Origin of the sequence: Actinomadura sp. DC4 (genome assembly GCF_030406325.1) — a bacterium.
GTDB lineage: Bacteria > Actinomycetota > Actinomycetes > Streptosporangiales > Streptosporangiaceae > Actinoallomurus.
In genome coordinates this window covers 124,412-148,605 of record NZ_JAUEQY010000007.1, presented here as the reverse complement: position 1 = coordinate 148,605, position 24,194 = coordinate 124,412, and the positions used below count along the sequence as shown (strand labels likewise).

Annotated in this window: 24 protein-coding genes; 13 read left to right on the top strand and 11 right to left on the bottom strand. The window is 70.9% G+C overall.

Going from position 1 to position 24,194, the window contains the following annotated elements:
- Positions 1-99: 99 nt before the first annotated feature.
- Entirely contained in the window at positions 100-1,791 is a 1,692-nt protein-coding gene (locus QWU11_RS14015; RefSeq protein ID WP_290107633.1) for a DEAD/DEAH box helicase, read from the bottom strand.
- A 158-nt stretch (positions 1,792-1,949) separates the two neighbouring features.
- Entirely contained in the window at positions 1,950-2,393 is a 444-nt protein-coding gene (locus QWU11_RS14010) for a nitroreductase family deazaflavin-dependent oxidoreductase (protein WP_290107630.1), read from the bottom strand.
- A 151-nt stretch (positions 2,394-2,544) separates the two neighbouring features.
- Between QWU11_RS14010 and QWU11_RS14005 the strand changes: the two genes are divergently transcribed.
- A complete protein-coding gene (locus QWU11_RS14005) occupies positions 2,545-2,745 on the top strand; it encodes a hypothetical protein (RefSeq protein WP_290107626.1) in 201 nt (66 codons plus the stop codon).
- Positions 2,746-2,785: 40 nt separating this feature from the next.
- Here QWU11_RS14005 and QWU11_RS14000 read toward each other — a convergent pair whose 3' ends face one another.
- Positions 2,786-3,838, bottom strand: coding sequence for a hypothetical protein (locus tag QWU11_RS14000; RefSeq protein ID WP_290107623.1), 1,053 nt, complete (start codon positions 3,836-3,838; stop codon positions 2,786-2,788).
- A gap of 367 nt (positions 3,839-4,205) precedes the next feature.
- On the opposite strand from QWU11_RS14000, the gene QWU11_RS13995 reads away from it, so the two are divergent.
- On the top strand, positions 4,206-5,474 hold the full coding sequence (locus tag QWU11_RS13995) for an OFA family MFS transporter (RefSeq protein WP_290107619.1): 1,269 nt from the start codon (positions 4,206-4,208) through the stop codon (positions 5,472-5,474).
- A 90-nt stretch (positions 5,475-5,564) separates the two neighbouring features.
- Positions 5,565-6,287: a CHAP domain-containing protein gene (locus tag QWU11_RS13990; protein WP_290107613.1), complete on the top strand. Its 723-nt coding sequence runs from the start codon at positions 5,565-5,567 to the stop codon at positions 6,285-6,287.
- A 1-nt stretch (position 6,288) separates the two neighbouring features.
- Here the strand turns inward: QWU11_RS13990 and QWU11_RS13985 are convergent, their stop codons facing one another.
- From QWU11_RS13985 to QWU11_RS13975, 3 genes are read right to left on the bottom strand one after another with little or no spacing between them, the layout of a single operon-like run.
- Complete coding sequence (locus QWU11_RS13985; protein WP_290107606.1) at positions 6,289-6,705, bottom strand: cupin domain-containing protein; 417 nt, start codon at positions 6,703-6,705, stop codon at positions 6,289-6,291.
- 27 nt (positions 6,706-6,732) lie between these two features.
- A complete protein-coding gene (locus QWU11_RS13980; protein ID WP_290107577.1) occupies positions 6,733-7,554 on the bottom strand; it encodes a phosphoenolpyruvate hydrolase family protein in 822 nt (273 codons plus the stop codon).
- Between the two features lie 2 nt (positions 7,555-7,556).
- On the bottom strand, positions 7,557-8,798 hold the full coding sequence (locus QWU11_RS13975; RefSeq protein WP_290107563.1) for a Tm-1-like ATP-binding domain-containing protein: 1,242 nt from the start codon (positions 8,796-8,798) through the stop codon (positions 7,557-7,559).
- Between the two features lie 148 nt (positions 8,799-8,946).
- Between QWU11_RS13975 and QWU11_RS13970 the strand changes: the two genes are divergently transcribed.
- The 3 genes from QWU11_RS13970 to QWU11_RS13960 are packed head-to-tail and all read left to right on the top strand — an operon-like array spanning position 8,947 to position 11,950.
- A complete protein-coding gene (locus QWU11_RS13970) occupies positions 8,947-9,687 on the top strand; it encodes a class I SAM-dependent methyltransferase (protein WP_290107560.1) in 741 nt (246 codons plus the stop codon).
- Positions 9,688-9,743: 56 nt separating this feature from the next.
- Positions 9,744-11,135, top strand: a complete 1,392-nt coding sequence (locus QWU11_RS13965; protein ID WP_290107557.1) for a PLP-dependent aminotransferase family protein — start codon at positions 9,744-9,746, stop codon at positions 11,133-11,135.
- Between the two features lie 23 nt (positions 11,136-11,158).
- Complete coding sequence (locus QWU11_RS13960) at positions 11,159-11,950, top strand: SDR family oxidoreductase (protein ID WP_290107549.1); 792 nt, start codon at positions 11,159-11,161, stop codon at positions 11,948-11,950.
- 89 nt (positions 11,951-12,039) lie between these two features.
- On the opposite strand, the gene QWU11_RS13955 is transcribed toward QWU11_RS13960, so the two are convergent.
- Positions 12,040-12,579 (bottom strand): hypothetical protein, encoded by a 540-nt coding sequence (locus QWU11_RS13955; protein ID WP_290107537.1) that lies wholly within the window; start codon positions 12,577-12,579, stop codon positions 12,040-12,042.
- A gap of 496 nt (positions 12,580-13,075) precedes the next feature.
- Here QWU11_RS13955 and QWU11_RS13950 point away from each other — a divergent pair, with 496 nt between their 5' ends.
- On the top strand, positions 13,076-13,798 hold the full coding sequence (locus tag QWU11_RS13950; protein ID WP_290107533.1) for a type 1 glutamine amidotransferase: 723 nt from the start codon (positions 13,076-13,078) through the stop codon (positions 13,796-13,798).
- An 11-nt stretch (positions 13,799-13,809) separates the two neighbouring features.
- Here the strand turns inward: QWU11_RS13950 and QWU11_RS13945 are convergent, their stop codons facing one another.
- From QWU11_RS13945 to QWU11_RS13935, 3 genes are all read right to left on the bottom strand, one after another.
- Positions 13,810-14,637 carry a DUF72 domain-containing protein gene (locus tag QWU11_RS13945; protein WP_290107526.1) on the bottom strand — a complete coding sequence of 276 codons (828 nt, stop codon included), beginning with the start codon at positions 14,635-14,637 and terminating at the stop codon, positions 13,810-13,812.
- 61 nt (positions 14,638-14,698) lie between these two features.
- Positions 14,699-16,138 carry a HEAT repeat domain-containing protein gene (locus QWU11_RS13940; RefSeq protein ID WP_290107523.1) on the bottom strand — a complete coding sequence of 480 codons (1,440 nt, stop codon included), beginning with the start codon at positions 16,136-16,138 and terminating at the stop codon, positions 14,699-14,701.
- A gap of 765 nt (positions 16,139-16,903) precedes the next feature.
- On the bottom strand, positions 16,904-17,392 hold the full coding sequence (locus QWU11_RS13935) for a hypothetical protein (RefSeq protein ID WP_290107519.1): 489 nt from the start codon (positions 17,390-17,392) through the stop codon (positions 16,904-16,906).
- Between the two features lie 547 nt (positions 17,393-17,939).
- On the opposite strand from QWU11_RS13935, the gene QWU11_RS13930 reads away from it, so the two are divergent.
- The 6 genes from QWU11_RS13930 to QWU11_RS13905 all read left to right on the top strand — a co-directional run bounded on the left by QWU11_RS13930 (position 17,940) and on the right by QWU11_RS13905 (position 23,041).
- Positions 17,940-19,076, top strand: coding sequence for a phosphotransferase family protein (locus QWU11_RS13930; RefSeq protein ID WP_290107515.1), 1,137 nt, complete (start codon positions 17,940-17,942; stop codon positions 19,074-19,076).
- Between the two features lie 2 nt (positions 19,077-19,078).
- Entirely contained in the window at positions 19,079-20,179 is a 1,101-nt protein-coding gene (locus QWU11_RS13925) for a hypothetical protein (protein ID WP_290107508.1), read from the top strand.
- Positions 20,180-20,243: 64 nt separating this feature from the next.
- Positions 20,244-20,606: a DUF1622 domain-containing protein gene (locus tag QWU11_RS13920; protein ID WP_290107497.1), complete on the top strand. Its 363-nt coding sequence runs from the start codon at positions 20,244-20,246 to the stop codon at positions 20,604-20,606.
- Positions 20,607-21,035: 429 nt separating this feature from the next.
- The gene (locus QWU11_RS13915) at positions 21,036-21,575 is read left to right on the top strand and encodes a SigE family RNA polymerase sigma factor (RefSeq protein ID WP_290107495.1); all 540 of its coding nucleotides are present in this window, start codon (positions 21,036-21,038) and stop codon (positions 21,573-21,575) included.
- Positions 21,568-21,915 carry a hypothetical protein gene (locus tag QWU11_RS13910; protein ID WP_290107489.1) on the top strand — a complete coding sequence of 116 codons (348 nt, stop codon included), beginning with the start codon at positions 21,568-21,570 and terminating at the stop codon, positions 21,913-21,915. Before QWU11_RS13915 ends, QWU11_RS13910 begins: the two co-directional genes overlap by 8 nt.
- A 214-nt stretch (positions 21,916-22,129) precedes the next feature.
- Entirely contained in the window at positions 22,130-23,041 is a 912-nt protein-coding gene (locus QWU11_RS13905) for a toll/interleukin-1 receptor domain-containing protein (protein WP_290107482.1), read from the top strand.
- 481 nt (positions 23,042-23,522) lie between these two features.
- Here QWU11_RS13905 and QWU11_RS13900 read toward each other — a convergent pair whose 3' ends face one another.
- Positions 23,523-24,137 carry a TetR/AcrR family transcriptional regulator gene (locus QWU11_RS13900; protein ID WP_290107478.1) on the bottom strand — a complete coding sequence of 205 codons (615 nt, stop codon included), beginning with the start codon at positions 24,135-24,137 and terminating at the stop codon, positions 23,523-23,525.
- Positions 24,138-24,194 lie beyond the last annotated feature (57 nt).

Here is a 24,194-nt window from a genome sequence, read left to right as displayed (position 1 = left end):
CCTCCGCGGTGATCTCCCGGCGGGCCGGCCGGGCGCGTAGCGGCTTCCGGTCACGCCATCGGCGTGTGGTGCCGCGTTCGCGCCGGGCCCGCCGGCGGCCTACCGCTTGTTCGCGGCGTCGCGTTCGCGGCGGACCGTTGCCTTTCGGCCCTTGATGGTGCTGCGGCGCAGGGCGTTGATCACGTCGTCCGCCGCGGCCTCCGGTACCTCGACCAGTGAGAACCGGTCGGCGATCTCGATCGCCCCGATGTCGCGCCCCGACAGGCGGGACTCTCCGGCGATCGCTCCGACGAGGTCCTGCGGCCGGATGCCCGAGCCGCGGCCGACGCCGAAGAACAGGCGTGTCATGCCCGGTGCCGGGGAGCGGTTGCCGCGGCGCTCGCGCCGGCCGCCGGTGTCGCGGCGGTCCTTGCCGTCCCGCGCGGCCCGCTCGGCGATCTGCGGGATCTCCTCCTCGTCGGTGGCGGCGCCGCTGGAGTCGTAGGCCAGCTTCACCGCGGCGAGCGCGACCTCCATGATGTCGTACTCCTCGGTGAGCGACTCGACCACGGCGCGGTAGTGCTCCAGGTCGTCCTCGAGGAGGACCTCGTTCAGCGTGGCACGGGTCATCTCCAGCCGCCGCGCGCGCAGGTCGGCGACGGTGGGGATCTTCTCGACGCTGATGCGCTGCCGGGTCGCCCGCTCGATCGCCTTGAGCATGCGGTGTTCGCGCGGCTCGGCCAGGGTGATGGCCACGCCCTCGCGGCCCGCCCGGCCGATCCGGCCGATGCGGTGGACGTAGGAGTCCGACGCCGACGGGACGTTGTAGTTGACGACGTGGGTGAGGTGCTCGACGTCGAGTCCGCGGGCGGCGACGTCGGTGGCGATGAGGAGCTCGGCGGCCCCGCTGCGCAGCCGTCCCATGACGCGGTCGCGCTGTTCCTGGCTCATGCCGCCGTGCAGCGCCTCGGCGCGGTAGCCGCGCCCGTTGAGGGTCTCGGTGAGCTGGTCGACCTCTTCGCGCGTACGGCAGAAGACGATCGCGGCCGTGGGCGCCTCGACGTCGAGCACGCGCCCGAGCGCGGCGGGCTTGTGCGCGCGGGCGACCATGTACGCGCTCTGCCGGATCAGCGGCGGCATGCCGGGCGGCTGCCCGGTCTCGCGGCCCATCTGGATCCGGACCGGGTCCTTGAGGTAGCGGCCGGCGAGTCCCTCGATGCGGGGCGGCAGCGTCGCGGAGAACAGCACCGTCTGGCGGTCCTCCGGGGTCTCCTGGAGGATCTCCTCGATGTCGTCGGCGAAGCCCATGTCGAGCATCTCGTCCGCCTCGTCCAGCACGACCGTCTGGACGTCGTGCAGGCGCAGCGTCTCGCGCCCGATGTGGTCCAGCGCACGCCCGGGCGTGGCGATCACCACGTCGACCCCGCGTCCGAGCGCCTTCACCTGCCAGCCGATCGGCTGCCCTCCGTAGATGGGCAGCACCCGGACGCCGAGGCCCCGGCCGTAGCGGTGGAACGCCTGCGAGACCTGTACGGCCAGCTCCCGCGTCGGCACGAGGACGAGCGTCGTCGGCCCGGGGCCGCGCCCCTCCTCGGGCAGGCGCTGCAGCACAGGCAGCGCGAACGCCGCGGTCTTGCCCGTCCCGGTCGCGGCCTGGCCGACCAGGTCCTTCCGCTCCACGAGAGGCGGTATCGCCTCGCGCTGGATGGGCGTGGGCTCTTCGTAGCCGAGACCGGACAGCGCCTCCAGGAGCCCGCTTCGCAGCCCCAGGTCGGCGAAGCTCGTCGCTCCGTCGGACTCATCAGGGATCATCGTGGACTCATTCTCCCAGGCCTTCACCTCTAGACCTACACCTCCGTTTTGTCCATCCGCCCGGGAAACCCCGGCCCGGTTATCGACCGTACGCGGCGCGGCGCACCGCTCCGGCCCCTCATCCAACAGTGCGAAGGGCCCGGTAATCCGGCTCTTGATCAAGAAACCGGCACCGGGCTCAGCACGAACACGGGGTGGCGAACCGCCTCGGCGGCGAACCGCTCGTCGGAGGAGTCGGCGGCGACGTCGAAGTACGCCCGGGTGATCGGGACCTCCCGGAGGTACTGCCGCAGAACCGGGACGCTGTCCTCGGGCGTCAGCTCGGTGACGCGCAACGCCTCAGAATAGCGCCCGCGGGAGATCCGGACCTCACCGGCGGCGCGGGCGTTGTGCACCCAGCCGGTGACGCCGTAGGCGGCCACGAGCCAGCGCCGGTCGCCCTGGCGCATGACGTCGACCGGGACCGAGCGCGGCAGACCGGTCTTCCTGCCCCGTACGGTCAGCACGTGCCGGTAGTCCTTGCCCAGTCCCCGGCGCGTCATCGCGCGGAAGACGAGGTTGACCAGCCGGGTGCCCGTTCCGACGTGGTAGGTCTTGGCCAAGGTCCGCTCCTCAGGTGTCCAGTGGGCATTCCCGCGCCCGCAGGCGCCGACTCTTCCGTATTCACGGACGCCGCGCACACCGGGCGGCAGGGGTTCATGATGGAGACCGAGGCCATCCACGGTCGGCCGGTCCGCTGGGAGGGCAGCTCACATGAAGCGCAGAACGCTCGTCGTCGTCGCGGCGGGAGCGGTCGTGGCCGCGCTGGCGGCCGGGCTCGCCGTCGCGTTCGGGGCGAACGCCGGCGGCAGGTCGCCCGAGGACTCCGGCGGCGGGGTCCACTCGACGCGGAGCCCCGGCGACGTCGCCAGCTACTGGACCGGGGAACGCAGGCGTAACGCCACCGGCGGCTGAGCCCGGCGCGGCGACCACGCCGGGCCCAGCCCATGGTCGATCAGTGAACGGAGACGTCGTTGTAGACGTTGATCGCACCGTCACCGTGGTTGGCGGAACGCGCTTCGATATTGCTGGGAGCGCCACTGGAATTGACGTCCCGGTGGCTGTACGCGCCGACGATGTAGCCGCCGCCCCATGACGCCAGTTCCGTCAGCCACGGGCCGCCGCTGGCCCCGTGGTGCATGTCGCAGCTCAGGCCCATCAGGTCGTTCGAGCTGCTCTTGCGGTAGGTCGTCCCGCTGCAGTAATACAGTTTGCTGCCATTGGCCGGGAAATCAGTGCGCAGATAACCGTCCTGCGGATAGCCGAAGTCGGTCACCGCGAACGCCTGGCCGTAGTTGAACCGATATCCCTGCGCGCCGAGCGTGCTCTGCAGATTTCCGTTCGCCGGGTAGAAGGCGATCGCGGCCACGTCATAGTGCAGGTCGCCGCTGTTCTGCCAGCCGACCGTGGTGTTGGCGTACTTCCACGACCAACTGCCCCAGGGGGCGCTTCCATTGTCGGTGTCCGGAACGAAGGAGAAATTGGAGAACCAACCGCCGCCGCTGCCCGCGTTGACGCAGTGCCCCGCCGTCCAGACGGTGTTGAGGTTCGACGCCGTGATGACGCTGCCCGTGCAGTAGCCCCCGCTGCCGTCCGTACGGGTGAAGTAGATCTTCCCGACCGTCGTCGCGGGCATCGAACCGTGGGGCGTCCACAGGGCCGCGCCCGACCCGACCAGCGGCCGGACCCCGCCGGTCGCGGTGGCGCCCTTCGCCGGCGTAAGCGGCCTGGCCGGGGCCGCCGCGGTGGCGGGCAGCCGGTCGGGCACCGTCGGTGCCGCCGCGGCCTTGGCGCTCATCTGCGGAACCGGCTCCGGCGTCGCGGCGGCCATCCGCGCCTTCGTCCAGTAGGTCGAGGTCGACCGCGCGCCGGCGCTGGAGTTGACGATGCCGGTCGCGGCCTGCGGCGCGGACTTGTCGGCCGCCTGCGCCGTCGTGGCCTGCAGGCCGGCGAAGGCCAGCGAAACCGCCGCCCCCGCGATCGCCAGCACTTTTGTGATCCTTGCCATGAAAACCCCCGTTTCCCCGGCTCCCTTTACCGGGGAATCGACTAAGTGATAACTCAGTCAGAAACCGGCTTTAGGGTCAATAAGAGTAAATGTCCGGATCTGGTCAGGCCGACATGAGTAGGGCCTACTCATGCCCCGCGTCGGCTGATGTGCTGAACGAATTCTGAATGGCGCGGAAATCTGTTCCGTCGATGTTCCTGATGTGGCGAGAGATGCGACCGGCTCTCTGACCTGGAGAAAGACCTATTGTCAAAATTCGACACCTGGTAACGCTTCCGTGGCAGGCGGTCACGTGGCAGATTGAGGTTCCGCGTGTCGTGCGGACGACGTTCTCGGGGGGCGTTCCACAGCGATAGGAGCCGTGACCATGGCCACTGTCCGGACCGACGACCCCACGCGTGGACGCTGGCCTCTGGCGGGCGCGGCCGTGCTGCTGCAGCTCGCCCTCGGCGCCGTCTACTCCTGGAGTGTGTTCTCCAAGGCGCTGCAGGCCGACGACAGCGCGTTCGACCTCTCCAAGTCCACGGCGGCGCTGCCGTTCTCGTTCACCATCGGCATGATCTTCCTCGGCACCTACCTCGGCGGCCGGATCCAGGACCGCCGCGGCCCGCGTGTCGTGGCCCTCACCGGCGGCGTCGTCTACGCGCTCGGCATCCTGCTCGCCGGTGCCGCCTCCGACGACTCCCAGCTGTGGCTGCTGATCCTCGGGTACGGCGTCGTCGCCGGGTTCGGGCTCGGCCTGGCCTACATCGTCCCGATCGCGATGCTGCAGAAGTGGTTCCCCGACCGGCGCGGCCTGATCACCGGCATCGCCGTGGGCGGCTTCGGGTTCGGCGCGGTGCTGACCTCGCCGGTCGCGCAGCGGCTCGTGGACCACTACTCGCGGGTGCCGACCCGCTCCTTCATCTGGCTCGGCCTCGCGTATCTGGCCATGGCCATGATCGGCGCCTCGCAGTTCCGCGACCCGCCCGCGGGGTACGCCGTGCCGGGCTGGGAGCCGAAGGCGACCGGGCGCGTCGTGGAGACGCGGCGCGACTACGCGCAGACCGAGGCGCTGCGCACCCCGCAGTGGTACCTCCTGACGGCGATCCTCTGCCTCAACGTGACCGCGGGCATCGGGCTGATCTCGGTGATCGCGTCGGCGTCCAAGACGGCCGGGTACGGCACCGGCGCGGCGGCCACCCTGACCGGCGTGATGGGGCTGTTCAACGGGGGCGGCCGGATCTTCTGGGGCTGGGTGTCCGGCCTGACCGGGCGGATGGCGGCGTTCCTGCTCATGCTGGGGCTGCAGGGCGTCTGCCTGCTGATCCTCCCGCACGCCGGCGCGGCGGTCTTCGCCGTGCTCGCCGCGGTCATCTACCTCTGCTACGGCGGCGGCTTCGGCACGATGCCGGCCACCGCGGGCGACTTCTTCGGCCTGCGCAACGCCGGTGCGATCTACGGCCTCATGATCGTCGCGTGGAGCATCGGCGGAGTCGTCGGCCCGCAGCTCGTCGCCCGGCTCGCCGACGGCGACTCCTACACGACCGCGTTCACCGCCATCGGCGTGATCGCGCTCGCCGCGATGGCACTGCCGCTGGTCACCCGGGCTCCGCACGCGGCCGAGGCCGTCCCGGCCCCGGCGGCCGCCGAATGAGGTTCTGGTGATCTAGTCACAGTCAAGTCTTTTCATCCGTTAATCAGTGACTTACGGTCAGCGAAGCATCCGCCAGGAGGGGGTCCGACGTTGACCTGGATCAGACGAAGCGGGCTACTGGCCGTGGTGACCGCGGGCGCGCTCACGCTCGGCGCGTCGGCCGCCGACGCGGCGACCGGCACGGTCAACACCAGCGGGACCGCGCTGTCCGTACGCTCCGGCGCGGGCACCGGCTACGGCACGGTCGGGAGCGTCGCGGACGGCGCCGGCGTCACGATCTCGTGCCAGACGCGCGGCACGACGGTCACCGGGACGTACGGCACCAGCGGTGTCTGGGACAAGATCACGAGTCCGGTCGGCTACGTCTCGGACGCCTACGTCTACACGGGCTCGGACGGCACCGTCGCGCCGCCGTGCGTCCAGACGCTCACCGACGACTACCCCTACAAGGCCGACTCCTCCAGCCAGGCGGACCCGTGGAACTTCTACAAGCGGGAGTGCGTCTCCTTCGCGGCCTGGCGCGTACGCCAGCGGCTCGGCGTCGACCTCACCAACGCCTACCGGGGAGTCCACTGGGGTAACGCCATCAACTGGGACAACGCCGCGCTCGCCGCCGGGGTCAGGGTCGACCACACGGCGAAGGTCGGCGCCGTCGCCCAGTGGAACACCGGGACGTACGGTCACGTCGCCTATGTCGCCCGGGTCAACGGCGACGGCACCATCCTGCTGGAGGAGTACAACTACCTCAGCGCGCACAACTACGACACCCGTACGGTCAGCGCGAGCAGCGTGGGGAACTTCCTTCACTTCTGAGTCAGGCGGGGGACTCCCGTACCCAGGTCTGGACGGTGCCGGGCGGCAGGAGTTCGTAGCCGGGCGCCTGTTCGAGCGCGGCCTCCTCGCCGCCGGGCGTGTAGGTGACGATCAGACGGAGGGCGCGCCACCCGGTGTTCATCGTCGAGTGCGGCGCCCCGGCGGGGATGTGGACGGCGTCGCCGGCCGCGATCGTGAACGGCTCCCCGTCGTCCACCATCTGGCTGCCCTCGCCGTCGACGACGTAGATCACCTCGTCGGAGGCGGGATGGCTGTGCCGCTCGTGTCCCCGGCCGGGGTTGATCACGACCTCGCCGAGGGTGCTCTTCGCACCGTCGACGTGGCGCGGTGAGACGAGCCACGTGATGACGCCCCAGTCGAAGGTCATCGTGGGCAGGTCGCCGGGTCGCAGGTGCATGGGGGTGCTCCTTCGGGACGGGGGTGGTCAGATCCGCAGCGCGGCGAACTCCGCCGCCTGGGCGGCGATCGCCTTCTCCGCGGGCAGCCGCTCCATCGACGACGCGCCGAAGAAGCCGGCGATGCCGGTGGTGTTGTCCAGGACGTACTGCGCGTCGGCCGGCTCGGCGATCGGCCCGCCGTGGCAGAGGACGAGGACGTCGGGGTCGACCGCGACGGCCGCGTCGCGCATCTCCTGTACGGCGGCCACGGCGTCGTCGAGCGTGAGCGCGGTGGTGGCGCCGATCGAGCCGCTGGTGGTGAGGCCGACATGGGGGACCAGGACGTCGGCGCCGGCGGCGGTCATCGCCGCGGCCTGGTCGCCGTCGAAGACGTACGGCGCGGTGAGCAGCCCCTTGTCATGGGCCGTACGGATCATCTCGATCTCCAGGTCGAACCCCATGCCGGTCTCTTCGAGGTTCTGCCGGAACCTCCCGTCGTACAGGCCGACCGTCGGGAAGTTCTGCACCCCGGCGAAGCCCATCGCGCCGAGCTGGTCGAGGAAGGGCCCCATGAGCCGGAAGGGGTCGGTGCCGCAGACGCCGGCGAGGACGGGCGTGTCCCGTACGACGGGCAGCACCTCGGCGGCCATGTCGACCACGATCGCGTTGGCGTCCCCGTACGGCAGCAGCCCGGCGAGCGAGCCGCGCCCGGCCATCCGGTAGCGGCCGGAGTTGTAGATGATCAGCAGGTCCACGCCGCCGGACTCGGCGGCCTTGGCGGACAGTCCCGTGCCCGCGCCGGCGCCGATGATCGGCCGGCCGGCCGCGGCGGTGGCCCGGAGGCGGGCCAGGGCGGTCGTGCGGTCCAAGGTCAGCTCCCTGAGGTCGTCGGAACGCCGGTGATGAGTTCGTGCAGCGCCTGGGCGGCGCGGCGGCCGAAGCCGGGGTCGTTGATCGCCTCCTCGACCTCGTGCACGGTGACGTCGCTGCCGCTGAGCCCCTTGGTGAGCGCGTCGAAGCAGGCGGCGTCGGCCTCGGCGTCCTCGAAGGGTCCGCCCGCGACGTCGATGGCGGACACGCCCTTCAGCGGCAGGAACACCTCGACCGGCCCGGTCGCCGCGGCCAGCTTCTCCGCGACGCGCCCGCCGAGCGTCGCCATCTCCGTACGGGTGGTGCGCATCAGCGTCACGGTCGGGTTGTGGACGTAGAGGAGCCGGTCGGCGAACCGTTCGGGCACGGACTCGCGCGGGCCGAAGTTGACCATGTCGAGCGCGCCGACGCTGACGACCTGCGGGATGCCCCGCCGGCCGGCCGCCTCCAGCCGGTGCGGCCCGGCCGACAGCACCCCGCCCACCAGGTCGTCGGCGAGCTCGGTGGTGGTCAGGTCCAGGACGCCCGCCAGCAGCCCGGAGTCGGCGAGGGCCTCCATGGCCCGCCCGCCCGAGCCGGTGGCGTGGAAGACGATCACCTCGTAACCCAGGCCGGTCAGGTGCTCGCGCGCCTCGTCGACCGCGGGGGTGGTGACGCCGAACATCGTGGCGCCGATCAGCCGGTTCTCCTCCGGGGCGTCGCCGCGGTGACGTTCGTACCGGGCCGCCATCCCGGCCGCGGCGGCGGCCGCGTTGCCCAGGACGGCGCGGGAGATGGAGTTCAGCCCGGAGATGTCGACCACGGAGTACATGAGCGTGACGTCGGACTCGCCCACATAGGGCCCGACGTCGCCGGAGGCCATCGTGGAGACCAGGAGCTTGGGCACGCCGATCGGCAGCGCGCGCAGCGCACGTGCCGCGACCGCCGAGCCGCTGGAGCCGCCCACGGCCAGCACGGCGTCGAGCGCCCCCCGCTCATGCAGCTCGCGCACCACCCGCGCGGCGCCGTCGGCCATCGTCTCCATCGCCGCGCCGCGGTCGCGGGCCGCACGCAGCGCGCCGATGTCGGCGCCCGCCGCCTGCGCGACGGCCGGCGCGCCGACGTCGGCGATCCCCGCGCCGTCGGAGAACGTCCCGGCGTCGACCACGGTCACCGTGCAGCCGGCCGCGACGAGCTCCTCCCGCAGCCAGCGGTACTCCTCTTCCTTGGTGTCGAGCGTGCCCACCAGAACCACCGTCGCCATCGACCCAGCTCCCTCAGACCTCTCGTGTGGTCAGCGTCATCGTGCCGATCCGTACGTGACGGGCGCCAGGCCACTGTGGCCCGATTGGCCCAAGACGAGGCCGGAAAACCGGTGGACCGCGTGCCGGTCCGTCGCGGATCGTCGCCCCATGGAACAACAGGAGATCTGGGGCGTCGAGGCCGCCCGGCGCTACGACACCCCGGGCACGGGCATGTTCGCGCCCGAGATCGTCGGGCCTGCCGCAGACCGTCTCGCCGCGCTCGCGGGCGACGGAGCGGCGCTGGAGTTCGCGATCGGAACCGGCCGGATCGCCGTCCCGCTCGCCGAGCGCGGCGTGCCCGTCTCCGGCATCGAGCTGTCGGCCGCGATGATCGACCAGCTCCGTACGAAGGCGGACGAGGCGACGATCCCCGTGATCGCCGGCGACATGACGACCGCCGTCGCGCCGGGCGAGCACACGCTCGTCTACCTCGTCTACAACACGATCTCCAACCTGCTCACGCAGGCCGAGCAGGTCGCGTGCTTCCACAACGCCGCCCGCCACCTGACGCCCGGCGGCCGGTTCGTGATCGAGCTGTGGGTGCCCGAGCTGCGCAGCTTCCCACCCGGCCGGCAGGCCACGGTCTGGAGCACCGAACCCGGCTACATCGGCCTGGACACCTACGACGTCCTGCGCCAGCGCGTCGTGTCGCACCACTTCACGTTCGACGAGAGCGGACAGGCCCGGCTGTACCGCAGCCCGCACCGCTACGTCTGGCCGGCCGAACTCGACCTGATGGCCCGGCTGGCCGGGTTCGAGCTGGAGACCCGGCACGCCGATTGGGCCGGAGCCGAGTTCACCGCAGGCTCTCCCTCCCACGTCTCCGTCTACCGCCTCCCGCTCGGATAGGGGCCACCGGCCGGGCTGGTGTGGCCCGGCCGGCGCCGGAGCCCCAGAATGGGGGAGTGGCGGACGGACTCCGGGTGGAGGCGGCGACGCTCGCCAGGCTGCTCGGCGAGTGGACCGGGTCCGCGCCCGCCCTGCCCCACGCCCTGGCCGGCTCGATCGGCGAGCTCCTCACCGTCGGCGTCCTGGCCGACCGTGCCGTCCTGCCGTCCCAGCGCGTGCTGGCCGCGGCGCTGGGCGTCTCGCGCGGCACCGTCGCGGAGGCGTACGACATCCTCCGCGCGAACGAACAGCTGCTCACCCGGCGGGGCGCCGGCTCGCAGCTGCGCCGCCCGCGCCCGCTGACCGGCACCTCCTCGCCGTCGGACGGCCGCCTGGCCTCATTCACCGGGCACGGCTCGTCGGCGGTCGACCTGTCCAGCGGCGCGCTGCCGGGCCTGCCGATGGTCCACGAGGCCATCGCCCGCCTCGACCTCGGCGCCGAACTCGGCACCGACGGCTACCACCCGGCCGGGCTGCCGCGGCTGCGCGCGGCCATCGCCGCCCAGCACACCGCCGACGGGCTGCCCACCGACGCCGGCCAGATCCTCGTCACCAACGGCTCTCAGCAGGCCGTCTGGCTGCTGGCGCACACGATCGTCGACCCGGGCGACGAGGTCGTGGTCGAGGAGCCCACCTACCGCGGCGCGCTGGAGGCGTTCCGCAGCGGCGGCGCGAGCCTGCTCGCGGTCCCGGTACGCGACGACGGCCTCGACCCGCACCTGCTCGACCGGCACCTCACCCGCCACCGGCCCCGGCTCGTCTACTGCCAGCCCGCCGCGCACAACCCGACCGGGATCACTCTGTCCTCGGGCGCCCGGCGCGCGCTGGCGGACGTGCTGGACCGGCACGGCGTCCTCACCGTCGAGGACACCTCATCCGCCGACCTGGTCCTCGACGGACGGGGCAGACGCACGGCGCTGGCGCACCTGCTGCCCGCCGACCGGACCCTCAGCGTCGGCACGACGTCCAAGCTGCTCTGGGGTGGGCTGCGCATCGGCTGGCTGCGCGGCGACCCGGCGCTCGTGGCGCGCCTCACCGAGGCCAAGAAGGCCATCGACCTGGGCGCCGCGGTGATCGACCAGCTCCTCGCCGCCGACCTGCTCTCCCGTACCGCAGAAGCCCGCGAACGGCGCCGCGCGACCCTGCTGGACCGCCTCGCCCGTACGGAGGAGATCCTGCGCGGCCGGCGGCCCGGGTGGACGTGGCGTACGCCCGCCGGGGGCACCGGGCTGTGGATCGACGCGGGCGAGGACACGCTCGCCCTGGCCGAACGGGCGCGGCGGCACGACGTGCTCCTCGCCGCGGGTCCGGCCTTCTCCGCCTTCAACGGGTTCGGCCATCATCTGCGGCTGCCGTTCTGGCATCCGGCCGAACGCCTGCTGGAGGCGCTGGACCGGCTCGATCGGTGAGGCACCGTGAGAGGCTTTTCCGAATGTCCGAAAAGACGATGGAGGAGTCCATGCCCACCGGCGAGCTCGACGCGAAGAAGGTGCTGGTCACGGGCGGCACCAGCGGCCTTGGACTGGCGATGGCCAGGGGCCTGGCGCGGGCCGGGGCGGCCGTGGCGCTGACCGGCCGGTCGGGGGAGCGCGCGCGTGAGGTGGCCGCCGGACTGCCGGGTGCGATCGGCATCGAGCTGGACGTACGCGACGAGGCGTCGGTCGTGCGGGCCGTCGCGGAGGCGTGGTCCGAGCTCGACGGCATCGACATGCTCGTCAACAACGCCGGGATCGGTATGCGCACGGTCAACCCGGCCTTCCGCACCGACCCGGCGGGGTTCTGGACGGTCCCGCCCGACGGTTTCCGCGCGGTCGTAGAGACGAATCTGACCGGCTACTTCCTCGTGGCGCGCGAGGTGACGCCGCGCATGCTCGCCGCCGGCCACGGGCGGATCGTCAACGTCTCGATGAACCACACCACCATGAAGCGCCTCGGTTTCGTGCCGTACGGGCCGTCGCGCGCGGGCTCGGAGGCGCTGTCCCGGATCATGGCCGCCGACCTGGCCGGCTCGGGCGTCACGGTCAACATGCTGCTGCCGGGCGGCGCTACGGCCACCGGGATGGTGCCGGTCGACGGGCCGGACGGAGGCCACGACCTCATCGACCCCGCGGTGATGGAGGCGCCGATCGTCTGGCTCGCCTCGGCGGGGGCGGCGGACGTTCACGACGAGCGCATCGTCGCGGTCGAGTTCGAGGACTGGCTGAGTTCCCGTACGGCGGTCTGAGCGTCTCCGCCTGCGGGACGCCGCCCGTACGCGGTCACGCGGCCGGCCCCACCGAGAGATCTCGGCGAGACCGGCCGTCGCGTGCGCTGCTATCCGAGCAGTCCCAGCAGGGCGTTCAGCTGGGCGAGCAGGGCGTTGAGCTGCGCGAGGGTGCCGGTGCCGTTGAGCAGCCCGGCGATGGCGCAGAGCAGGTTACCCAGCAGGTTGCCGGGGCCCGAGATCGCCGTGATGTCGAGCACGACCTGGTTCAGGTGCACCTTGAGGCCGAGGAGGTTGAGGTCCAGCGGGCCGAGAGTCAGGTGCAGGATCGGGCAGGTCGCGTTCGGCAGCGCCACCGGCAGCGCCACCGGTGCGTTGGACACGGTGCGGACCGTGCCGCCGCTGCTGTTCCTCAGGGTGCCGGAAGCCAGTCCCCTGAGGATGACCTGGCGGTTCTGCGCCACGAACCTGGTCGGGGTGACCGTACCGGTGAAGGTCCCGCCGTTGGACGTGGTGCCGGCGATCGGGATCTTGTTCAACGGTGCGGGCACGGTCGCGGCCTTGGCCGCGGAGGCCGGAAGGGCCGTCAGCCCGACCATCGTCACCAGTGCGATCGCCGCCGCGAGCAGCGGCAGAATTACCTTTTTCACGAACACTCCTATCTAGGGGATCATCACGCCGAAGCGCGAGGAATTGACCACCTACCCGTCGATGTATGGGCTACACAGGATTTGACATCGGCCGATCCGAGCTAATTGCTATATGACTGGTCACGGCAGATGGTTTACACGAAATCTGGCCGGATCGTGCCATCTTGACGGCTGCGTGCAGGGAGTATTCCCAGCATGGACGTTTCGGTCGACCTTTCGGGTGCGCTCCGTGGCCGTTCGATGACGCAGTGGTCGTTGTCGCTGATGAGCCTTACGCGATGCCTGACAAGAATTATTCTGGATCATTCATTTGGTGAAGGAAAATCGCGTTGCCGGTTGATGTTCCGCTGAGTGAAAATTGCTCGGATGAAATGGCTGATCGCCTTGGATTTCCGGGCGTCCGCCCTGGCCGGCGAGGGGGAGCCGGTTACCCTGGGCCGTACGGGACCTGTGATGCTTGTCCGTCTTCGTACGGTCGATGTGTCTGGAGTAGGCAGTGGATCCCTTTCGTTCCCGGTCACCTCGGGTGCTGGTCGTCCGCAACGCGGAGCGGAGCGGACTCGGGCGGTTCCTACCGTGGTGGGAGGAGACGGGGCTGGAGATCGTGGAGGTCACCGGAGACGCGGTCCCCGCGGCGCCGGACGGCTTCGACGCGGTGGCGCTGCTCGGCGGCGGCTTCCTTCCCGATGACGACGAACACGCCCCCTGGCTGCCGGCCGAGCGGGAACTGACCCGGCGCGCGGTCGCCGGCGGGGTGCCGCTGCTCGGCATCTGCCTCGGCGCCCAGGTCCTGGCCGCGGTGGGCGGCGGCGTGGTGCGCGGCTCTCATGGCCGTCCGGAGCGCGGGTCGTGCCGCGTCTCCCTGCTGGCCGGGGCCGAGACGGACCCGCTGTTCGCGGGCGTGCCGGATGAGTTCCGCGCCATCCAGAACCACCGGGACCAGATCACCGCCGTCCCCCCGGGGGCCGTACGTCTCGCCGAGAGCGAGGACTGCCCGATCCAGGCGTTTCGCGTAGGGGAGTGGGCCTGGGGCGTGCAGTTCCACCCGGAGGCGGGGGCGGACCGCCTCGACCGCTGGGACGAGGCCGCGCTGGCCGAGGCGGGCCTGGACCTTCGGGCGCTGCGCGCGGAGGCGGAGGCGGCCGAGCCGGAGTCCGCCCGGACCGCCCGGCGGCTGGCGGCGAACTTCGCCGACCTGGTGCGCAAGGCCCGGTCGTAGGCGGCCGTCCCTCAGAACAGGGTGAGGGGCTCGACCGGCTCCGGCTCGGGCAGCGGCTCGACCTCCGGCACCTGCGCCCGTACCTCCTCGTGGAAGCGGCGGGCGAGCTGCGGCGCGTCCGCGTTGTCCGGCGTGTGGATGAAGACGGTCGGCGAGCGTCCCTCGCGCAGCCAGGTCGCGACGACGCCGGCCCACTCCTGCCAGCCCGCCACCGTGAGCTCGGCGGAGTCGCGGCCGAGGTAGCGGACGATCGGCCGGTCGGTGAGGGCCGCAGACCGGCGCGGCACGCGCGGCTTCTTCATCCACGCGTCGCGTTCGGCGTCGCTGGCCGGGCGGCTCTGGAACAGCGTGGTGGTGTCGAAGGGGACCCATTCGGCGCCCGCGCCGGTGAGCACGCCCTCCAGCCATCCCTGGGCCCGGGCGTCCTCGAAGAACGCCCGGTGCCTTACCTCGACGGCGTACCGGTACGTACGGGGGACCCGGCGCAGGAAGGCGGCGAGCACCCCGAGATCCTCCGGCGCGAACGAGGCCGGAAGCTGCACCCAGAGCGCGTGCGCACGCGGCCCGAGCGGTTCGATGGCCGCCAGGAAGTCGCGGAGTTCGTCGTCGACGCCGTCGAGGCGCCGCTCATGCGTGATCGTCTTGGGCAGCTTGACCACCATGCGGAAGCCGGGGTCGGTCTGCTCCGCCCACGACGAGACGGTGTCACGGGCCGGCGTCGCGTAGAACGTCGTGTTGCCCTCGACGGCGTTGCACCAGCCCGCGTACGCCCGCAGCCGCTCCTGCGGCGGCAGCGAATGCGGAAGGAACCGCCCCCGCCACGCCGCGTGAGTCCACATCGCACATCCCACATGAAGCCGCACGCCTTCGACGCTACCGAAAGCTCCGGCCGGTCTGGAGTCAGGCCCGTCCGGTACGGGCGAGGACGTCGGCCGCCGCCTGCCGGGTGCGGGGGGAGTCGCCGGCCGCGAGGGCGGTGAGCAGGTCGGCCGTCCCGTCCCGGCCTGCCGGGAGGGTTCCGTGGGCGTGGACGTACCGGCCGAGGCCGAGTACGGCGTGGTAGCGGACCGGTTCGTCCGGGTCGTCCAGGTAGGCCAGGAAGCGGGCCGCGTCCGTTTCGTCCAGCAGCGAGAGGGCCGCCGCCCTGACGTCGCCCGACCCGCTGTCCGCCAGGCGCCGTACGCGCGGCAGGGCCTCGGGATAGCCGCTCAGCGCGTTGCGGACGTACCAGGCCTCGCCGGGATCCGCGGCCAGGCGGCCGGTCAGCGCCTCCGCCACTCGTCGGCGCTGCCGAGACGGCAGCCGGTGGTCGCTCAGCAGACGCAGGCCGTCGAGCGCTCCGGTCCGTACCGACCTGTCCGGGTCGCGGAGGAGCGGGAGCAGCAGGTCGACGGCCTGCCGATCGCCGATCCGCCCGAGCGCGGAGGCCGCGGCCGACCGTACGCCGGGAGCCTGCCCGCGGCCGAGGGCCGTCTTGACCTGGCGTACGGCGGCCGGCGTGCCGATGCCCGCCAGCGCCCGTACGGCGGAGGGGCCCGCGTGAGGGTCGCCGAGCCAGCGCACCGCCACCGCCTGGAGGCGGCGGCCGCCGTTTCGCGGGATGTTCAGCAGCGTACGAGCGACGCGCGGATCCCGTTCCTTCTCCAGCACCGTCAGCAACGCGTCGGCCGTTCCCCTTTCCCGGAGCAGCATGTCCGCCGCGAGTTTTCGCACTTCGGGGTCGGGGTCGTGGAGGCCGTCGAGCATCGCGTCGCGCAGGCGAGCCGCATGACGGGCGGGGAGTACCTCCAGCGCCCGTACGCGAAGCTCGCCGGACCCCTGCCGGGCGGTCTTGAGCACCTCGGCCAGTACGGCCTCGTCGTCGGTCAGCGTCGACACCAGCCCCCGCGCGTGCCCGCGAACGGTCGCGTCGGGGTCGGCCAGCAGCCGCACGAGCGCCGCGATGTCGCCGGGCGTTCTGAGAGCGGTCAGCCGGACGAGCGCGTTGAGCCGGACGTGCCGGTCCGCGTCGTGCAGCCGGCGGCCTAAGGCGGAGACGATGTCCGGCCCGGCCAGCGCGAGCCGGTCGACAGCGACCGTGGCCCGGCGCCGTACGCCCGGGTCGGTGTCCTCCATGAGGCCGGTCAGCGCATCGCCCGTGCCACGTACGCCGAGCCGCCCGAGCCCGAGCGCCACGGCCGCCCGCACCACCGGCTCGGGATCTCGGGCGGCCCGGACGAGCGTTTGCGCGTGCTCGGCCCGTCCGACGCGTCCCAGCCCTTTGGCGGCGGCCGCCCGCCGGGCGGCATCGGGCGCGGCCAGCTCCCGGATGAAGAAGGCGAGTTGATGTTCGGCACCCATGGCGTCCTCCTTCTTCTCTGAAGAAGAAGACGTCCACACCACCCCGAAAGTGCGCGCCTTGGGCCGGCTTCGATGGGCGGGAGGGGAGTTCTGTCAGTGGGGTGGTGCACGATCTGGGCTGGGGAGGGGATCTGGGCGTGCGGTAATCGGGGTCGGCCAGGGGGTGGTGGCGGCTGGATGCGGAGGCTCCCGACCCGGGCCGCTGAGCGCGGTGATGGGGAGCTGGCGGGAACCAGGGCCGCGGCGTCGGCCTGGTGTGGTGCCGGTGGGATGCTGCGCAGCACCCGATCAACCCCGCACCCAACCGACCGTCGGTCGGGCGCGGTGCCGATCGGGGTGCGGTGCCGGTGGGGTGGGAACTTGACGCCGCGCCGGCTGGGCGTGGCGCTGTCGGGTCCCGCGCCCTTGGACGCGCGGAACGCCCGCATCGTGCCGCCGTCGTGGACGGGCGGCAGCACCTCCGAACGGGCCCGCCGGTCGCCGTGCGCAGGCCGGGCCAAATTCGGCAGCGACGTATCCACCGACGTCGATCCTCGGCGAACGCCACCTGAACCTGGTGCTCCGCGAGCACCTGATCCACTACAACGGGCACAGGCCACGTCGATCGCGGCTCCAACGGCCCCCGAACATCGAAACGCGGCCGACCCGGAACGTGGCCGACCTCCGATCTGTCACCAAATCTGAGTTTCCGAGCCGGGCATGAGGGGGCCCGGACGCGTGACGACGTGTCCGGGGCCCATCATTGTGTGATTTCGGAATTGCTGATCAGAACGTGACGGTCTGATAAGCGGTGTAGTTGTAGTCGCCGACGAACTCGCCGATCACCTGTGCGCTTCCGTGAGCGCCGACCGGGACGGCTCGGGTCTCCACCGAGCCCTGCGTCATGGCATCGCTGGAAAGGTAGTCGTCGCGCTGAAGATCGGTGTTGTAGAACTCGATCGAAATGCCGGTCTGCCTCGCCACGTCCGTGTACTTGGCGCGCTTGACCAAACGCGCCCACAGTGTCCCGCAGGCGGCCGAGTGCCAGACCTTCAGGGTTCCGCCCTCTTCCATGGGCCGGCCCTGCGAGTCGTACCCGATCAACGCGTAGGAGCCGACCACGGTGCCATGGTACTTGCCGGCCGCGTTGGTGCACGCGGCGCTGCTGCGCGGGGCGGCGGCGGCCTCTGCGACGGTCGCCGTGGCCATCACGCCGGCGGCGACTGCGGAAACAGCGATGAGCGCTGAAATCCGTTGACGAGCTCGCATCTCCACTCTCACTTTCTTATCGATCCCCGATGGGGACATGTATCTAATACGACGCGGCGGTCGATCGGATTGTTTGACCGGGACGATAACAAAAAGGTAAAGGAAGTCTGCCTGCTATAACTGGAAGTGGACCGACGCGCGAAGTCGATAATGGTTTACCTGCAAAAGGAGAAAAACTAAAGCTTCAACTTATTTGAAAGTCTCATGCGCTTCACAGGCGTAGAGCGGTACGGCTCTGCGAGAGGTTGCCGCGCATCCGGCGTTGCGCCACGTCGTACTCTTCCGCGAGCGGCCCGGTCGCGTTCGAACCGGAACGGTGCCGGCGGGCTCCGCGTCGTGATGGCGGTCGGCGCCGGCATCGTGGCCTTCGGACTCGCCGCGTTCCTTCCCCGGCGGCGTCCGCGATCCGCCGTGCCCGTACCAGCCGCGACGCCCGCCGAAGCACGTACCAGCGGCTGAAACGGTCATTTCCCCGTGGGCGTGCGCGAGGTAATGTGTGGAGCTTCCTCCGAGGCGCAAAATGCGTAATCCGCGCCGGTTCAAAGGGAGCTCGATGGACAGCGCACGCCGACCGGCCGACATGAAGCTCCAGCGTTCCGGCCGTGACACGGGGTTATTCGCCACACGCATCGCCGAATGGCTGATGACCGTGCTCCCGGCCGGGCGTACGGACCCCGAGGTGATGCTGCGGGACGGCATCGACACCAACGGGATGTCGTCCGAGACGCTGGTCCTCGAGATCGTCTGGACCGAGGGCGGCGAGCGGCGGACCGGGCGTTATGTCGCGCGCGTCGCACCGGCCGACGACGACGTCCCGGTCTTTCGTGAGTACGCCCTGCGGGACCAGTACGAGACGATGCGGCTGGTCGGCGAGCTGACCGACGTGCCCGTCCCGCAGGTCCGGTGGATCGAGCCCGAGGGCACGGTGATCGGCAGCCCGTTCTTCCTGATGGACCACGTCGAGGGCCTCGTCCCGCGCGACGTGCTGCCCTACAACTTCGGCGACAACTGGCTCTTCGACGCGACCGCCGACCAGCGGCACCGCCTCCAGGAGCTCTCGGTGGAGGCGATCGCCAAGCTGCACGCCATCCCCGACGCCGCCGAGACCTTCGGCTTCCTCGCGCCGAAGGAGGGCGCGGACGGTGACGCCCTGCTCGTACGCGAGCTGGCGCGTACGAGGGCCTGGTACGACTTCGCCGTGGCCGGGCTGGACCGTTCGCCGCTCGTCGAGCGCGGCCTGACCTGGCTGGAGGCGCACCTCCCGGAGCCGTCCGAGACGGTCCTGTGCTGGGGCGACGCCCGGATCGGCAATATCCTCTACCACGACTTCGCGCCGGCCGGCGTGCTCGACTGGGAGATGGCCTCGATCGGCCCCCGCGAGCTCGACCTGTCGTGGCTGGTCTTCGCCCACCGGGTCTTCGAGTCGATCACCGGGATGCTGGAGCTGCCGGGCATGCCCGACTTCCTCCGCGAAGACGACGTGCGGGCGACGTACGAGAAGCTCAGTGGCACCGCCCTGGGCGACCTGCGGTGGTACCACGTCTACAACGCCGTGCGCTGGGCCATCGTGTTCATGCGCACGGGAACGCGGCAGATCCACTTCGGCGAGATCGAGCGTCCCGGCGACATCGAGAGCGTGATGCACCACCGGCCCCTGCTCGAACAGACCCTGGACGAGGTAGGTGCGTAGACATGGTCGGCCCGCTCGACGAGTACCCGATCCATCAGGCCCCGCTGCCGGTCACCTGGGCGGCGACCAGCGACCGCAACTTCTATGACCGCTCCTACTTCAACGCGCACGACCGTACGGGCGACATCTTCCTGATCAGCGGGATGGGGTGGTACCCCAACCTCGGTACCAAGGACGCCTTCGTCCTCGTACGGCGCGGGGACACGCAGACGGCCGTCCACCTCGGCGACGCGATCGACGACGACCGGCTGAACCAGCGCGTGGGCGGCTACCGGATCGAGGTCGTCGAGCCGCTCCGGAAGCTGCGCGTCGTACTGGAGGAGACCGAGGGCATCGCGCTCGACCTGACGTGGGAGGGCTCGTTCGACGTCGTCCAGGAGCAGCCGCACGTCCTGCGTTCCGGCAGCCGCGTGACCCTCGACGCCCAGCGGTTCGCCCAGGTCGGCACCTGGGAGGGCTCGATCGCCGTCGACGGCGAGGAGATCGCGGTGACGCCCGACCGCTGGGTCGGCAGCCGCGACCGCTCGTGGGGCATCCGCCCGGTGGGCGAGCCCGAGCCGGCCGGCCGCCCGTCGGACCCACCGTTCGAGGGCATGTGGTGGCTGTACGTCCCGATGCGGTTCGACGACTACGCCGTCGTGCTGATCATCCAGGAGGACCCGAACGGCTTCCGCACCCTCAACGACTGCACCCGTCTGTGGCGCGACGGCCGCGTCGAGCAGCTCGGCTGGCCGCAGGTGAGCATCTCCTACGCCTCGGGCACCCGCATCCCCACCGGAGCGGTGATCCGCTGCACCGGCGCGGAGGGCAAGCCCGTCGTGCTGGAGATCGAGTCGCTGCTGCCGGTCGCGCTGCACCTCGGCGGCGGCTACGGCGGCGACGCCGACTGGTCCCACGGCGTGTGGAAGGGCCCGGACTTCACCGAACGCGTCACGTACGACCTGAGCTCTCCGGACGTCGCCGGCAAGATGATGTTCGGCATGGTCGACCACGTGGGCCGCGCCACGTGCGACGGCGCGACGGGTCACGGCCTGTTCGAACACGGCGCGCTCGGCCGCCACGACCCGAGCGGCTTCACCGACTGGTTCACCGTCGCCCCCTGACGGGCGTGACGACGGCGTCGCCGGGGCATCGTGCCTGTGATCCGATCGAGCTGAGAGCGAGTGCATGAACTTCCCGCACGTGGTGGAGCACGCCGGCACGGCCGTGGACGGCGCGGGCGTGGCGATCATCGTCGGCGGGGCGCTGGTCGCCACGGGCGTCTTCGCCCGCCGGCTGCTGAGCCACCGCGACGACTTCTCGGCCGCGTACCGCCTCTACCGGCAGAGCCTCGGCCGGGCGATCCTGCTCGGGCTGGAGTTCCTGGTCGCCGGCGACATCATCCGTACGGTCGCCGTCTCACCGACCTTCACCAGCGTGGGGGTCCTGGCGGTGATCGTCCTCGTACGGACCTTCCTCAGCTTCTCTCTCGAGGTGGAGCTGGAAGGCCGCTGGCCGTGGCAGCAGCGCGATATTGGTCGAAGTCAGTGACAACCGGGCGGGCCGGTCGAGGGGTTGAAGGGGGTGTACGGACAGAAAGGAACCCCTGATGACCGACCGTCAGAAACGCCGGACGCCGCGCGTGCTCGCCCTGTCGGGCGCGGCGGCAGCCGTGGCCGCGGGAGTGTGGCTCGGCGGCACCGCTCTCGCGAGCGCCCCCGACCACGCCGGCCGTACGCCGGCCCCCGTCCCGAGCCGGACGGCCCCGGCCCCGAGTCCAAGCCGGACGGCGCCGGTCCCGCGCCCCACCCGGGCCAGGCCGGTTCCCCGCCCCACTCGTACGGCGCCCGTCTGCACCGTACGCCCGGAGAAGGCCGCCACTCCGCGGCCGGTACCGTCTCCGACGCCCCGCTGCCGGTCGGCGCGGCCGGTCCCGGTTCCGACCGTTTCGGGCCTGGGATAGGTGACACCCTGTTCGACGTGAGCGCCGGACGCAGGGGAGCCCGCGAGGTGGACGACGAGCTCACGTTCGACGAGTTCGTGGCCACCTCGGCGGGCCGCCTGCTGCGCACCGCGGTGTTCCTCGTCTACGACCGGCACCTGGCCGAGGACCTGCTGCAGACGACGTACGAGCGGGTCGCCCGGCGATGGGCCCGGATCGTGCGCGGTGGCCACCGGCCGGAGGCGTACGCGCGGAAGGTGCTGGTCAACCTCGCAATCGATGACCACAAACGCCGCGGGCGGCGGCGCGACGTACCGGTCGGCGGGGTCGTCGACGTGGACCGGCTGGCCGGAGTACGCGAGGCGTACGAGGCGGGCGGTACCCCGCTCGACGACGTGCTGGCCACGCTGCCCGTCAAACAGCGGGCCGTCGTCGTACTGCGCTACTGGTGCGACCTGAGCGAGCAGGAGATCGCGGAGGCGCTCGGCATCTCACGCGGAACGGTGAAGAGCCATACGGCGCGGGCCATGACCGCGCTGCGGCGGCAACTGACCGAAGAGGAGGCGGTCCATGAGTGAGGACCTCGAGGCCCTGCTCCGCGAGCACTACCGGCGCGCCGCCGAGCGCATCGTGCCGGGCGCGGACCTGGTCGAACGCGGCCGGGCGGCCCGGCCCTCGCGAGCACGCACCTGGCCCCGGGTCCTCGCGGCCGCGGCCGCGATCGCCGTGGTCGCCGCCGTGACGTGGGGACTGCTGCGCCCCGCCCACCGGCACGAGACTCCGGCGACACCACCCGCACCGGCCACCCGCGTGCCCTCACCATCGGTCAGTCCCATGCCAAGCCGGACGGGGATCCTTCCCGTACCGGTCCCGACCCGGACGTCCCCACGACGCCACCTGGAGACGACGGCCCGCTGACCCCAGACTTGCGGCATCTTGACCAACGGCCGACTGCCACGCGAGACATATCGGATGGGCGGATGGGTTCATTGAAGTGATCATTTAATGGCGTCGTATGCCAACGATGACCATTCGCACGGCACGAGCCCGTTCATCCCTCGCGAGTCCTGTCACATCACGCAGATCACCCGGCCCGGGAGATAGACTGATCCCGGGGTCCGGGAGGCAGGCAATGGCGAAGGTTTTTCTCACCTATGCCGCACAAGACCAGTCAACTGCCCAGAAGATCGTATCCGACCTGAGGGGCCTGGGTATCGACGTCTGGTCGGCGACCGATCTGCGGTCCGGCGGCTCCCTGAAGGAGACCATCAGCGACCAGCTACGCCAGATCGAGGCGGTCGTCGTGCTGGTCTCCCCGGCGAGTATCACCTCCGACCCGATAACCGAGGAATGGTCGACGGCTCTGCTGAGCAGTAAACGCGTCATCCCGGTACTCATCAACGACGCGAACTTCTGGCACCTTCCATCCCGGCTTCAAGACATCGAAGCGCTCGACCTCACCGCAAGTTATCCGACCGGCATCGGCCGGCTTGCCGAACTCCTACGCGAAGTCGTCTCCTCACCCGATCCGAAGCCCGCCGAGCTCGTCGACATCGAGGAGCTCAGTGAGCAGGCGGCGCTCCGCGTCTTCGAGCGATTCGGCTTCGACACGCACCACCGGGCCGGCCGTCCGCAGCTGCGCGCCAAGATGATCTTCGTGATCATCAGCTTCGACGGCGAGATGGAGCCCACGTTCGAGGCGATCAGGTCGGCGGCGGAAAGAGTCGGTATGGAAGCCGAGAGGATCAAGGACCTCGATGCCGACTTCATGGTGACCGACACCATTCTGTACAAGATCGACAGTGCTCGTCTCGTGGTGGCCGACCTGACACTCGAACGACCCAACGTCTATTTCGAGCTCGGATACGCACGCGGAAAGGGAAAGACCGTCGTCACGCTGCTGAAGTCGGGCAGCAAGGCCCACGTGGACGTACGAGGCTGGAACTACATCGAATATATCGACTCGCGGCCGCTGGAAGAGGATCTTGTCCGGCGTTTTACCGCAGAGATCGAGACCGATGAGGGCCCCGAACACGCTGGCTGAGTCTCTGGTGCCGGTTGTCGGATACTGGCTGCTGGACGCCATTTTCGGCCCTCATGCGCAGTGTGTTATCTCTTTCACATTTCGGCGCGTGGGCCTGCCAGTGCGTGGCGGCGCTGGCCGCCCGGCCGACCCCGGCTAGCCGGCGAGGCTGCTAGCGCGCGGCTCCGGTGGCCTGAGCGAAGCGGTACGGCTCCGGATCGGCTAACCGAGATAACACGATGAACGTCCTGCTCGACCACACCGATCCCTGCCTAGACCTGTGCGGCCCCCAGCTGACACGTTGCCCGGTGCGGATGTCGCGGCCTGGCGGGAACGGCTGACCGGAGCCCTACGGCTGATCGTCCGGCACGACCGACACCTGGTCGCGGCGATCGCGACCCGACCTCCGCCTCCGGGGACGGCCGACGCGTTGCCGACGGTTGGAGAAGGGACTCGATCCGGTCCTGAGCGCCGATGCGAACGACGGAAGAAGCCGAACAGGTCAGAGACGCGGCCCGAGGAGGGCGATTGAGGCCTGGGCGGCGACCTCGGTGACGTCGCCGATCCGGCCGCCGTCCTCGACGGTGCTCGCCGTGAGCTCGCGCAGGCCCCCGAGGAGCATGATCACTAGTTGCCGCGGAACCGGGCCGATGCCGGCGGCGCGCCACTCGGCCGTGTCGCACAGTGTCTGGATCATGGCGACGAAGGTCTCCATCATCTCGCGCTGCAGGCGGCGGGACGCGGAGCCGAGGGCGGGTACGTCGCGGATCCAGCTCAGCATGATGGCGGGCTCGGACTCCGCGCAGGCGATCCAGGCCTCGATCGCCTGGCGGACCTGGGCCGCCCAGGGCGCGGTCTGGTCGACCGAGGCGGAGATCTGCTGGACCATCGCGGCGTTGGCGGCGGTCAGCAGGGCGATGAAACACGCCTCCTTGCCGGAGAAGTACTCATAGAAGGTCCGCCGCGACGTCCGCGCGCCGCGCACGATGTCGGCGATCGTGGTGCCGGGGTAGCCCTTCTCCGCGATGGAGGCGGCGAGGCCGTCGAGCAGCCGCAGCCGGAAGCCCTCGGCGTCCTCGTGCGTGGTCCTGTCGCGTCCGACCCGCACAGTCGTCATCGGCGTCACGCTATACCTCTCGTCTTGAGGAGGCCTTGAGGTGAATGGTACGACGGC

Excerpts from the sequence above, each read along its gene's own strand:
- QWU11_RS13975 (WP_290107563.1), bottom strand. The coding sequence starts at position 8,798 with ATGGCGACGGTGGTTCTGGTGGGCACGCTCGACACCAAGGAAGAGGAG.
- QWU11_RS13905 (WP_290107482.1), top strand. The coding sequence starts at position 22,130 with ATGGCGAAGGTTTTTCTCACCTATGCCGCACAAGACCAGTCAACTGCC.
- QWU11_RS13925 (WP_290107508.1), top strand. The coding sequence starts at position 19,079 with ATGGTCGGCCCGCTCGACGAGTACCCGATCCATCAGGCCCCGCTGCCG.
- QWU11_RS13960 (WP_290107549.1), top strand. The coding sequence starts at position 11,159 with ATGTCCGAAAAGACGATGGAGGAGTCCATGCCCACCGGCGAGCTCGAC.
- QWU11_RS13985 (WP_290107606.1), bottom strand. The coding sequence starts at position 6,705 with ATGCACCTGCGACCCGGCGACCTGCCCACGATGACCTTCGACTGGGGC.
- QWU11_RS14015 (WP_290107633.1), bottom strand. The coding sequence starts at position 1,791 with ATGATCCCTGATGAGTCCGACGGAGCGACGAGCTTCGCCGACCTGGGG.
- QWU11_RS13970 (WP_290107560.1), top strand. The coding sequence starts at position 8,947 with ATGGAACAACAGGAGATCTGGGGCGTCGAGGCCGCCCGGCGCTACGAC.
- QWU11_RS13940 (WP_290107523.1), bottom strand. The coding sequence starts at position 16,138 with ATGGGTGCCGAACATCAACTCGCCTTCTTCATCCGGGAGCTGGCCGCG.
- QWU11_RS13930 (WP_290107515.1), top strand. The coding sequence starts at position 17,940 with ATGGACAGCGCACGCCGACCGGCCGACATGAAGCTCCAGCGTTCCGGC.
- QWU11_RS13900 (WP_290107478.1), bottom strand. The coding sequence starts at position 24,137 with ATGACGACTGTGCGGGTCGGACGCGACAGGACCACGCACGAGGACGCC.
- QWU11_RS14005 (WP_290107626.1), top strand. The coding sequence starts at position 2,545 with ATGAAGCGCAGAACGCTCGTCGTCGTCGCGGCGGGAGCGGTCGTGGCC.
- QWU11_RS13945 (WP_290107526.1), bottom strand. The coding sequence starts at position 14,637 with ATGTGGACTCACGCGGCGTGGCGGGGGCGGTTCCTTCCGCATTCGCTG.
- QWU11_RS13920 (WP_290107497.1), top strand. The coding sequence starts at position 20,244 with ATGAACTTCCCGCACGTGGTGGAGCACGCCGGCACGGCCGTGGACGGC.
- QWU11_RS14000 (WP_290107623.1), bottom strand. The coding sequence starts at position 3,838 with ATGGCAAGGATCACAAAAGTGCTGGCGATCGCGGGGGCGGCGGTTTCG.
- QWU11_RS13995 (WP_290107619.1), top strand. The coding sequence starts at position 4,206 with ATGGCCACTGTCCGGACCGACGACCCCACGCGTGGACGCTGGCCTCTG.
- QWU11_RS13910 (WP_290107489.1), top strand. The coding sequence starts at position 21,568 with ATGAGTGAGGACCTCGAGGCCCTGCTCCGCGAGCACTACCGGCGCGCC.